The organism is Acinetobacter sp. (genome assembly GCF_041911495.1).
Taxonomy (GTDB): domain Bacteria; phylum Pseudomonadota; class Gammaproteobacteria; order Pseudomonadales; family Moraxellaceae; genus Acinetobacter.
In genome coordinates this window covers 1-11,748 of record NZ_JAYROT010000052.1, presented here as the reverse complement: position 1 = coordinate 11,748, position 11,748 = coordinate 1, and the positions used below count along the sequence as shown (strand labels likewise).

10 protein-coding genes and 1 pseudogene are annotated in these 11,748 nt (G+C 42.3%); 6 read left to right on the top strand and 5 right to left on the bottom strand.

The annotated features are described in order from the left end of the window. Window positions 1–391: 391 nt before the first annotated feature. From mobI to ACE3PQ_RS06745, 3 genes and pseudogenes are all read left to right on the top strand, one after another. Window positions 392–763, top strand: a pseudogene (mobI, locus tag ACE3PQ_RS06755) (conjugative transfer protein MobI(A/C)); the annotation flags it as partial. 363 nt (window positions 764–1,126) lie between these two features. Continuing rightward, the gene (locus ACE3PQ_RS06750) at window positions 1,127–2,095 is read left to right on the top strand and encodes a calcium/sodium antiporter (protein ID WP_374296362.1); all 969 of its coding nucleotides are present in this window, start codon (window positions 1,127–1,129) and stop codon (window positions 2,093–2,095) included. A 45-nt stretch (window positions 2,096–2,140) separates the two neighbouring features. Continuing rightward, window positions 2,141–2,455 carry a hypothetical protein gene (locus ACE3PQ_RS06745; protein WP_374296360.1) on the top strand — a complete coding sequence of 105 codons (315 nt, stop codon included), beginning with the start codon at window positions 2,141–2,143 and terminating at the stop codon, window positions 2,453–2,455. Between the two features lie 55 nt (window positions 2,456–2,510). On the opposite strand, the gene ACE3PQ_RS06740 is transcribed toward ACE3PQ_RS06745, so the two are convergent. Continuing rightward, entirely contained in the window at window positions 2,511–4,709 is a 2,199-nt protein-coding gene (locus tag ACE3PQ_RS06740; protein ID WP_374296358.1) for an OsmC domain/YcaO domain-containing protein, read from the bottom strand. Window positions 4,710–4,784: 75 nt separating this feature from the next. Next, entirely contained in the window at window positions 4,785–5,798 is a 1,014-nt protein-coding gene (gene hemB / locus ACE3PQ_RS06735; RefSeq protein WP_374296356.1) for a porphobilinogen synthase, read from the bottom strand. Between the two features lie 97 nt (window positions 5,799–5,895). Here hemB and ACE3PQ_RS06730 point away from each other — a divergent pair, with 97 nt between their 5' ends. Then, on the top strand, window positions 5,896–6,396 hold the full coding sequence (locus ACE3PQ_RS06730) for a thioesterase family protein (RefSeq protein WP_374296354.1): 501 nt from the start codon (window positions 5,896–5,898) through the stop codon (window positions 6,394–6,396). 337 nt (window positions 6,397–6,733) lie between these two features. Here the strand turns inward: ACE3PQ_RS06730 and epmA are convergent, their stop codons facing one another. The 3 genes from epmA to ACE3PQ_RS06715 form a co-directional block, all read right to left on the bottom strand. Continuing rightward, complete coding sequence (gene epmA / locus ACE3PQ_RS06725) at window positions 6,734–7,690, bottom strand: EF-P lysine aminoacylase EpmA (RefSeq protein WP_374296364.1); 957 nt, start codon at window positions 7,688–7,690, stop codon at window positions 6,734–6,736. Window positions 7,691–7,737: 47 nt separating this feature from the next. Then, window positions 7,738–8,841, bottom strand: coding sequence for a 4-phosphoerythronate dehydrogenase (locus ACE3PQ_RS06720; RefSeq protein WP_374296352.1), 1,104 nt, complete (start codon window positions 8,839–8,841; stop codon window positions 7,738–7,740). A gap of 62 nt (window positions 8,842–8,903) precedes the next feature. Continuing rightward, window positions 8,904–9,671: a glutathione S-transferase family protein gene (locus tag ACE3PQ_RS06715; protein ID WP_374296351.1), complete on the bottom strand. Its 768-nt coding sequence runs from the start codon at window positions 9,669–9,671 to the stop codon at window positions 8,904–8,906. Between the two features lie 293 nt (window positions 9,672–9,964). Here ACE3PQ_RS06715 and ychF point away from each other — a divergent pair, with 293 nt between their 5' ends. Further along, on the top strand, window positions 9,965–11,056 hold the full coding sequence (gene ychF / locus ACE3PQ_RS06710) for a redox-regulated ATPase YchF (RefSeq protein ID WP_374296349.1): 1,092 nt from the start codon (window positions 9,965–9,967) through the stop codon (window positions 11,054–11,056). Between the two features lie 131 nt (window positions 11,057–11,187). Continuing rightward, window positions 11,188–11,550 carry a hypothetical protein gene (locus ACE3PQ_RS06705; protein WP_374296347.1) on the top strand — a complete coding sequence of 121 codons (363 nt, stop codon included), beginning with the start codon at window positions 11,188–11,190 and terminating at the stop codon, window positions 11,548–11,550. The last annotated feature ends 198 nt before the right edge of the window (window positions 11,551–11,748 follow it).

Here is an 11,748-nt window from a genome sequence, read left to right as displayed (position 1 = left end):
TTCAAACTGTCGCACCTCATGTTTGAATTCGCCAAGCTTTGTTGCACAAAGCCATTCTTCCAGGTTTATTGAGCAATATAATTTCCAGATTAAGACACCTGCACCTAACATTTACCGGACAACCAAGCTTTAATCAAGCGAAGTAATATCTCAATTTGGTGTGATTCTAATACCCAATGGTATGCACAACCATAAGGCAAGCCTTCTAAAACTTCCAAATCTTATAGGTTCATGAAGTGAGTTTTTTTAAGTCCACCAATATTTTCTTTCAACCTATTGAATTTTAATAAAATATTTTTAAGTTTGTTTATGAGCTATACTTTAGGTGAACATAAGTTAAATAACATCTCTACGACCACACCCTACACAATCTACCAATCGTTTTAGCACTGAAACGGACAGGCTAAAAGCGCTGGCACGAGCTGAAGTTGATGACTTTTGGGTTACCCATTACAAGGTTCTTGAGAATGAGCCCTTTAAAGACTGGGGTCTGCTTGGTGTCCGTATCAGAGACTTTAAGTATGGCTTTGGCATAGAGTGGTACATCAACAGTTTTCACGGTCAACGAGGCAAGCGCGTGGTCTTTTGCAAGGGACTGCGTATTTCAAAGACGAAGCTGAGATACTCATTTTTGGACTGCCAAGCTCTAGCTAAAGAATGGGAGTTAGCGCTGGCCATGGAGAAAGAAGAATTCTTCAGTGATGTTCGACGCCATGTCGATAAGCTCAACATGCTGCGTCGCAGAGTGAACGCTTATTACTAAGTTGTAAATGGCTATAAATGGTTATATCATTCAGTTCTGACCTTGGGGAGTAGTCTGATAGTTTTTACTGTGATAACCGTCAACAGTCTCCGAACAGCAGTTCGTGGCGGTTATGTCCATACTTGGATTGACAAGACTTAAGGCAAATGGCGCTCTCGGGGTGGAGAGTCTCGTTTGACTTTGTCTAAACCACCCCAAGGAAATACTCATGTCACAGCTAATCATCGTTATTACGATCAATCGATTGGCGTCTTATGCCACTGGAAATACTCGTAAATTTTCATTCAGTAAAGCCATTAAACAACTTCCAAACTGCATCTCCTTTGATAACAAAAACCATTTTACAAATAGGAGTGTCGTCTAATGTTAGTTTCTTCTTTAGCCATTTTAGGTGGTTTCATTCTATTGGTTTGGAGTGCTGACCGTTTCGTTGAAGGTGCTGCTGCTACTGCTAAACATGCTGGCATGCCGTCATTGCTAATTGGAATGGTCATTGTTGGTTTCGGTACGTCTGCACCTGAAATGGTTGTTTCTGCAATGGCGGCCATTCATGGCAATCCAGATTTAGCCCTCGGTAATGTGCTCGGCTCGAATATCGTCAATACAGGTTTAATTCTAGGGTTAACAGCCATTATTACTCCAATATTGGTGCAATCAAAAATAGTCAGAAAAGAGATCCCTATATTATTGCTTATTAGTTCTGCGCTCGGTTATTTCCTTTGGGATGGCTCGCTAACACGTTTTGAGTCTGTTCTTCTTCTGGTGGGGTTCTTTACCTTAATTGGCTGGAGTATTTACTCTGCTATGAGAGGAAAAGGGGATAAATTAGAAAGTGAAATGGATCAAGAACTGGTTGAGCACGAGATGCCTATCAAAAAAGCTATTTTTTGGCTGGTTATTGGCTTGATTCTTCTGATAGTGAGTTCACGATTACTCGTTTGGGGAGCAGTGAGTATCGCAGAGGCGCTGGGTGTTAGTGATTTAATTATCGGCTTAACGATTGTTGCTTTGGGCACGTCACTCCCTGAATTAGCAGCATCCATTATTGCAGTTAGAAAAGGTGAACATGATATAGCTATTGGAAATGTGGTGGGTTCTAACATGTTTAACTTACTCGCTGTCGTTGGTATCGCGGGCGTTATATCGCCGATTACAGGTATGTCTTCCGAGGTTATGTCTCGCGACTGGTTAGTTATGATGGGTTTGACAATCGCCTTGCTATTTATGGCCTATGGATTTCGTGGCGCTGGACGGATTAACAGATTGGAAGGCGCAGGTCTGCTAATCGCATTTTGTGCTTACAACACTTGGCTAGTTTCTTCTGTGATTTAATCACGACATCAAAAAGTATTAAATATGCATGTGGACTCAACTCACATGCGCACAATGAAAGAGAGAAGTAAAAAAGATTCACTTATTCAATTTTGGCAAAATCATTCAGAGGCAATAGCAGCGCTTGGTTATAATTTAATCTTGGCTATTGTTATTTGGGTGGCAAGCTCACTTATTGCAAAAGCAGTGTGCAAAGCGATTCAAGACACTAACTCTACGTTGAATAAAGTTGACGCGACCCTGATACCAATATTTTCAACCGTAGCCAGTTACGCGGTTTATGTCATTAAAGAGATAAACTTATTCATTACAGTGCTTGAAACCATCGATGGTTTGTATATTGCCTCATTTGAAAACTAAATATATAAATGCATTGTGACTCATCGTTTTAGTAGATTTTGGTGATTAAAAATGATTAATTTTTAACGTATTTTGCCCTCGCCTGATGCAACTTTTTATAGCTTTCAATCAAACGCAGATGACGATCCAAGCCATCCAGTTGCATATTGGTTTCGGTCAATCCGTAAAATTTCACTGTGCCATTGACTGAACCTAAGACTGCATCCATGCGTTCATCACCAAACATACGGCGGAAATTCACTTCAAAATCGGCGATGTCCATCTCATCATCGAGCATCACTTCGAGCACCACATCCATACATTGATAGAATAAACCACGCTCGACCGTATTGGTATTGTATTGCAAGAAGGTTTCCACCAATTCTTTGGCTTCTTCAAATTCTTCTAAGGCCAGATAAATCAACAACTTTAATTCAAGGATGGTGAGCTGACCCCACACGGTATTGTCATCAAACTCAATGCCGATCAAGGTGGTAATATCAGTATAATCATCGACTTCTACATCTTCCAAACGCTCAACTAAGGCTTGAAGTTGCTCATCATCTAGGCGATGCAGGTTGAGAATATCTTCACGGAAAGCCAATGCTTTATTGGTATTGTCCCAAATCAAATCTTCTACCAAATACACTTCGGAATAATCAGGCACGATGATACGACACGCCGTTGCGCCAAGATGCTCATAGACTGCCATATACGACTCTTTGCCCATGTCTTCGAGAATTGCAAATAGTGTTTCTGCCTCTTGAACATTGGTATGAGTGCCGTTGGCAGTAAAATCCCATTCAACAAAATCATAATCAGACTTTGCACTAAAGAATCGCCACGACACCACACCGCTAGAATCAATAAAATGCTCAATAAAATTATTCGGCTCTGTCACAGCATTCGTGCTAAACGTCGGACGTGGTAAGTCATTTAAGCCTTCAAAGCTCCGCCCTTGCAAGAGTTCAGTCAGACTACGCTCTAAAGCGACTTCGAACTTTGGATGTGCACCAAATGAAGCAAACACGCCACCAGTGCGTGGATTCATCAAGGTCACACACATCACAGGGAACTGACCGCCGAGCGAGGCATCTTTGACCAAGACTGGAAAGCCCTGCTCCTCTAGTCCTTTGATCCCTGCCACAATGCTTGGATATTTGTCTAAAACAGCTTGTGGGACATCAGGTAGCGTGATTTCATTCTCGATAATTTCACGTTTGACTGCACGCTCAAATATTTCAGAAAGGCATTGTACCTGCGCTTCAGCTAAGGTATTGCCTGCACTCATGCCATTACTGAGATATAGATTTTCAATTAAATTAGATGGAAAATATACCGTTTCACCATCAGACTTGCGCACAAATGGTAAGGAACAAATGCCACGTTTGGTATTGCCTGAGTTGGTATCGAATAGATGTGAACCACGAAGTTCATTGTCAGGATCATAAATTTCTAGGCAATAGTCATCCAAAATCTCTGGCGGTAAGACATCATCTTTGCTCGGCTGAAACCATTTTTCATCGGGATAATGCACGAATTCAGCATTGGCAATCTCTTCACCCCAAAACTGATCGTTATAGAAGAAATTACAATTTAAACGCTCAATAAATTCGCCCAAAGCCGATGCCAACGCACTTTCTTTGGTTGCGCCTTTACCATTGGTAAAGCACATCGGCGACTGCGCATCACGAATATGCAACGACCAGACATTCGGCACAATATTGCGCCATGAAGCAATCTCGATCTTCATGCCGAGATTCGCTAAAATGCTCGACATATTGGCAATGGTTTGCTCAAGTGGAAGGTCTTTACCTTCAATAAAAGTTTGGTTATCTGAAGTCAGGCTCGGCATCAACAAAGCCTGCGCATCAGCATCAATGCTTTCCACTTCTTCAATGATGAATTTAGGCCCTGTCTGAATGACTTTTTTCACTGTACATCGGTCAATCGAACGCAAAATCCCTTGACGGTCTTTATCTGAAATATCTGCTGGCAGTTCGACTTGGATTTTAAAAACCTGTTTGTAGCGATTTTCAGGATCGACGATATTGTTTTGTGAGAGGCGAATATTGTCTGTCGGGATATCACGCGCCGCACAATACACTTTGACAAAATATGCTGCGCACAGCGCAGAGGATGCAAGGAAATAGTCAAAAGGTCCTGGTGCAGAACCATCGCCTTTGTAGCGGATCGGCTGATCTGCAATCACGCTAAAATCATCGAACTTGGCTTCTTGGCGAAGATTGTCGAGATAATTGACCTTGATTTCCATGTTTTAAATACCCAAAATTTTACTGATTAACTTAACGATGAACTTTGCGAAGCGTTATTACCAAATTATTAATTTCTATTTTTCCGCCTTCAACTGTTCTGCAGCCACTTCCGCAAAATAAGTCAAAATCCCATCTGCACCTGCACGGCGACAGCACATCAGCGATTCTAAAATCACACTCTCGGACAACCAACCATTCTGAATTGCCGCCATGTGCATGGCATATTCACCGCTGACTTGATAGACAAAGGTTGGCACGCCAAATGTATTTTTCACTTCACGTACCACATCAAGATACGGCATACCCGGTTTGACCATCACCATATCTGCGCCTTCTTGAATATCTAAAGCCACTTCATGCAAAGCTTCTGCTCGATTGGCAAAATCCATTTGATAGTTATATTTATTAGCGCCTTTGAGATTGCTCGCTGAACCGACCGCATCACGAAATGGTCCATAGTAGCTTGAGGCATATTTTGCCGAATACGCCATGATATTGGTATAGATATGACCACTTTGTTCTAAAGCCTGACGGATTGCGCCGATGCGTCCATCCATCATATCACTTGGCGCGATCACATCACTGCCAGCTTCGGCATGGCTCAAGGCTTGTTTGATCAGGCATTCTACCGTTTCATCATTCAGCACATAGCCTGTGTCATCAATGAGGCCATCTTGTCCATGTGTGGTATATGGATCAAGTGCGCCATCAGTGATGAGTACCATTTCAGGGAGTTCTTTTTTCAGTAAACGACAGGTTGTTTGCACCAAACCATCTTCACGCCAAGCAGATTCAGCACCCAGAGATTTGTCTTCTTGTGGTGTGACTGGAAATAAAGCCAATTTTGAAACGCCAAGATTGAGCAGTTTTTCTGCTTTTTTCAGTAATAAATCGGCTGATAGGCGCTGAATATTCGGCATACTGGCGATGTCTTGTACTTGATTTGCACCCGGTAAAACGAATACAGGATAAATCAGATGATCTGATGTGAGCTGTGTTTCGCTGACCATGTCACGTATGCGATCATTTTTGCGGATTCTGCGCATACGAGTGGAAGGAAATGCAGGTCGATTGAACGTATAAGTCATTACAAAGCTCTTCTGATCTATTACTATACGGACGTTATTGTACGCCTTTGCGATCATTGCTCGCAAAGTATTTGCTTTATTTTATGTGAGTTTAAGTATGCTTAATGATCAACAACAACAATGGACTGGTCATATCACTGCTGAAAATCAGAGTGATATCAACATGATCTTAGAGCAACTCTGTATTGCTTTTAATAGCTCACCGTTTTATACCCACAACAATCTCAAGATGCGTGTCGTTGATGGACAGATTGAAGGCTATGTTGAAATGGATGCGCATTTGATTGGTAATGTGAAATTTCAAATTCTGCATGGTGGCGTATCCGCAACCATTCTCGATAGTATGGGCGGTGTGGTTGCAATGAGCGAATTATACCGTCGTAGCACTCCTGAAACTTTTGAGGAAACGACTAAGAAAGTTGGAAAATTAGCTACTTTGGACTTGCGTGTAGATTATCTTGCACCGGGTCGTGGAAAGTACTTTATTGCCAAAGCACAAGTGGTGCGCCTCGGTCGTAAAAGCTGTCTGATGCGCATGGATTTGCATAATGATCAAGGCACACACATTGCGACAGGTACAGCTTCTTATGTGTATTGATTTCTAGGGTCTGTTGACATTTCAGCCATGCATTGCGTTATCAGCTAAAACCACAGAAACGAGGCATGAAACGAAGGGAATGGTCACTCCCTTGCCAAGTTTCATAACGAAGTTTATGGCAGTTTTAGCGATAACCCTTCGGGACTAGGATGTTTTTTGACGCTACGTCGTTAGGAACGAGTCATTTAGAATGACTAAACTTCCTCATACCTGCCTAGTATCGCCTAAAAAACATTCGTAGTCGCAAGCATCTGTGAAAAGTCAACAGACCCTAAATATTTTGATAGAAATGGCGACAATTGTTCGCCATTTTTTTACATCTCATTTTAACGCTAAGCTAAGCCAAATGCGCAGGAAAGCTAATCACTTGCTCTAACCGCATTCGTTGCATCGCAACCATTAGTAAACGGTCAATTCCGAGTGCAATCCCAGAACAAGCAGGCATAAACTCCAGTGCTGCAAGCAATCGTTCATCAATCGGCATCGCCTCTAAACCTTGAGCAAGTCGTGCTAGATTATCTGCTTCAAAGCGCTGACGAAGCGCATTTGCATCACTGAGCTCATCATAGCCATTCGCAAGCTCTAGACCTTCAATGTAAACCTCAAAACGTGCAGCGACTTGCTCGCCATCTTCATCAGTTCTGATCTTGGCAAGTGATGCCATCTCAGGTGGAAAATCCGTCAGAAAAACAGGTGTATCAAAGCCCAAACTCGGCTCAACCAGATGCGAAAATAGCAAATCCATATAGGCCAAGCGATCATCGCCAAGTCGTACATTCAAGCCAACTCGCTGAGCACATTGCTTTAACTCCTCACAACTGGCTTGCAACGGATTGATGTCCAAACGATCTTGGAAAGCATGTTTATAGCTGAGCAACATTGGGCGCACTTCATCGATACGGTCTTGCAGGCAAACATTCAATAAATCTGTGGTTTCATACATCAAATCTTTGAGATCAAAATCAGGACGATACCATTCCAACATGGTAAATTCACTATTGTGCTTACGACCATGTTCATCATCACGGAACACTTTGCAGATTTGATAAATTGCGCCACTACCACTAGCAAGTAGTCGCTTCATGGCAAACTCTGGCGAAGTATGTAGATAATGCGATGCTTTTACGCCGTTGACATGACGCAAGGCTTGCACCGAAGCAAGATGCACATCTGTCGTTCCTGCTTGAGATAGCAATGGCGTTTCAACTTCAAGCACATTACGCTCAGCAAAAAAAGTACGAATCCGTTGATACATCTTGGCACGCGCTTTTAACGCATCCAGATCACAAGTCATTTTAAAATGTGTTTCAGTCAATTTTTCTTTCTCAACAGCATGATTGTTTACGATAGTTCTGCACCAAAGGCAGACCATTCACGGCGTAACGGATAATTTTTTCTAAGATCGTCAAAGGCTTTCTGCTGAATCGCACCATCTTTTAAACATGCACGTAAGACTTGATCATCACGGCGAATATCATAAATCGTGCTTAGGTTTTGCATAAGTTGTGTTTTTAATTCGGCTTTGGCATTTTCGGCATCTTCATTTAGCGCTAATAGTGGTTCACAAGTTTCAAGTAATTGTACAAAATCTTTATCTGCTGTTTTGCTAAAAACTTCACAAAATGACTGATAAATCATTTGCGTGCCTCTCGCCTTACCTTCTAGACTATAACCTGCAATATGCGGTGTGGCTAACGCCAAAGCATTGAGTAACTCTGCGGAGATTTGTGGTTCGTGTTCAAAGACATCAAGCACCACTTGACGCTTATTCTTCTCAATATCAGCAAGTAAGGCTTGTTCTTCAACCACTGAGCCACGTGCGCTATTAATGAGGATTGCATCTGTTTTCATTTGACTCAAAGTGCTTTCATTAAACAAATGATGTGTGGCATGTCCTGCTGATACGTCAGTTTTTTTGGTTAAAGGGACATGGATTGATATTGCATTAGATTGATTCAGCAAGGTCGAGAAATCAACTTGTTCAACCGAAGCATGCGCCACATAAGGATCATAACCAATCACACGCCAATCTAAAAACTGCGCCAAAGCCACCAGCCGTGTCCCGACATTTCCCAGACCGACCACACCCAAGCAAAACGACTGCCCTGCATCAATCATCTCTGATCGAAGTGTCAGCAATGCCGTCACCACATATTCCGCCACCGCTTGGGCATTACAGCCTGCGGCATTCGCCCAAGGTATGTGATGGCTATCTAAAGCTGAAATATCGAGATGATCTGTACCAATAGTGGCACTACCGACAAATTTGACTGGCGTATTTTTGATGAGATCAGCATTGACTTTGGTCACGGAACGTACCAAAAGTGCATCGCAGTCTTGCAGATCATCGTTAGAAATGGTGCGCCCTGCCAAGCTTTGGATTTCGCCAAACTCTGCAAAAAAATAATCGGTAAACGCTAGATTTTCATCTGCGACAATTTTCATAACATTGATCCAAAAGCAATTTTAAAAAGAACACGGAAACAGTCTAAATATTCGCCAATAAACTAAATACCACGCCAATCCACTCTGGCATTGCGCTCCTGCTCATAAATACGCTGTACATATTGCCCAAGTGGAATTTGCGATAAATAATGCTGAAACGCTATCACCTCAGGCGCAGTTTCACTGTGTTGCTCACGCTCCCACGGCGTGCCCTCAATCATCATCAGTGGTGCAATCATGCTACATACCGCAATATCGGCAAGCGTGAGTCGATCTGCCACCATATATTGCCCGCCATTATCGACCAAGATTTGATTGAATTGTTCAATCATCGCATCGATTTTCTGCTTGGATTCCAGTGCGGTATCACCTGTAATATGATGATAATTATTAATGGCAAATTTAATCGTTGGGCGAGCTAGAGCCTTGAGATCACGAAGCCAGCCTCGTTCGCCAAGTATGACTTCGATTGCCGAATTATGCTCAAACTGCAAGATAAAATAGAACAACCAACGTCGCACATGGATGCCAAACGCTTGACTTAAGGTATCAATTTCTAAAATTCGTTCTCGCAGCTCAGGCTCACTGCGAATCAAGGCATGTTCTGGATAGTAACAATCTAAATAATCAGCAATTTTACTGGAATCTGCGATCCACTTATTATCATCTTTAAGTACTGGTAAATGTTTGCTTTGCGTATGGTGTTGCGTGGTTAAGCGATGAAAACCTGGCGTCAAATTTTTCGCCACATAATGGAGCTCTTTATGATCAAGCAACCAGCGTGCCTTCTCACAAAACAATGACAGCGGAAATTGATACAAAATACGCATGTAAACTCCGAAGATGGGTTTTCTGTGATTTCAATCAAATGTTTGCACATCGAGTCGTGAAATCTTTTCTTACATGGCATATTAAACCGATTTTACCAACTGCGCAAAAGCCAAATACAAAGCAATCCTATAATTTCAATGAAAAAATACAAATGCCATCACACGGATCAATTTTCCTCAGCACTTTTGCATGCTAGAAAAATCATCTTTTGCAAAGTGCGTTTATGACTGACTTCATGAGCAATTTGCTGTATGATGTGGCGCAGTAAAAATAGCGTATTTGAGTAGATTTTATGGGCTTTAATTGTGGTATTGTCGGCTTGCCAAACGTGGGGAAATCCACTTTATTTAACGCACTGACCAAAGCAGCCATCGCCGCTGAAAACTTTCCATTTTGTACCATCGAGCCAAATACGGGTGTGGTGCCTGTGCCCGACGACCGCATGGATAAACTCTCTGCCATCGTCAAACCACAACGTGAAATCCCAACTTCGATGGAATTTGTCGACATTGCTGGATTGGTTGCAGGTGCATCGAAAGGTGAAGGTCTAGGTAACCAATTCCTTGCTAACATCCGTGAAACTGATGCGATTGCCCATGTGGTGCGTTGTTTTGAAGACGAAAATGTTATTCATGTGAATGGAAAAATTGATCCACTCGATGATATTGCAACAATCAATACTGAACTTGCCCTCGCTGATCTAGAAACTGTATCGAAAGCAATTACACGTTTAACAAAAACTGCTAAAGGCGGTGATAAAGAAGCGATCGCAACTAAAGCTGTACTTGAAAAAATTCAACCATTACTTGATGACGGTCGCCCTGCTCGTGCTGCAGATTTGTCTGATGATGAGCGCAAACTGATTAAGGGTTTTGGTCTACTGACTTTAAAGCCCACCATGTACATTGCCAATGTGGCTGAAGATGGTTTTGAAAATAATCCATATTTGGACTCAGTGCGTGAACTTGCAGATTCTGAAAATGCTGTCGTTGTTGCGCTGTGTAATCAGATCGAAGCAGAAATTTCACTGCTTGAAGAAGATGAACGTGCAGAGTTCCTTGAAGCAATGGGCATGGAAGAACCGGGGTTGAATCGTGTGATTCGTGCGGGTTATGCACTACTTGGTTTACAAACTTATTTTACCGCAGGTGTACAAGAAGTGCGTGCATGGACGGTGAAAATTGGCGCATCTGCCCCGCAAGCTGCTGGCGTGATCCATACCGACTTTGAAAAAGGCTTTATCCGTGCCGAAGTAATCGCCTATGACGACTACATTCAATACAATGGCGAGTCTGGTGCAAAAGAAGCAGGAAAATGGCGATTAGAAGGTAAAACCTATATCGTGCAAGATGGCGATGTGATGCATTTCCGTTTTAATGTTTAATTGAACGACTCTTATTAAATGTGATGTTCATCACAAGAATTAAGATTGATGTAGCTTTTTTTATCAAATCGTATATTATTTGGCTTCGAAACGGTTCGTCGTTTCGGATGCCATTTTATGAGGATTTAAAAATGAATAAACTATTGATCGCTTTAGGCTTAGCGTCTACTGTTGCTTTCGTTGGCTGTGCAAAAAAAGAAGAAGCTGCTGAAACAGCAACTGAACAACACGCTGAAGATGCTGCTGCACATGCTGGCGCTGCTGTAGAAGCTGCGGGTGATGCTACTGCTGCTGCAACTGAGGACTTGGCTACAGATGCTGCTGTTGCAACTGACGAAGCTGGTAATGCAATCGGTGAAGCTGCTGACGCAACTGCAACTGCAGCTGGCGAAGCGGCTGATGCAACTGTTGACGCTGCAAAAGATGCAACTGCTGCTGTTGCAGGTGCAGTTGAATCTGGTGCTGCTGATGTGAAAGAAGCTGCTCAAAACTAATTTTGACGCACTGTTTAACGAAAAAACCATGCTTCTGCGTGGTTTTTTTATTGCTTAGATTAGGGTCTGTTGACATTTCACAGATGCTTGCGACAACGGATGTTTTTTAGGCGATACTAGGAATGAATGAAGAAATTTAGTCATTCTAAATGATTCATTCATAACAACGTAGCGTCAAAAAACATCCTTGTCCCGAAG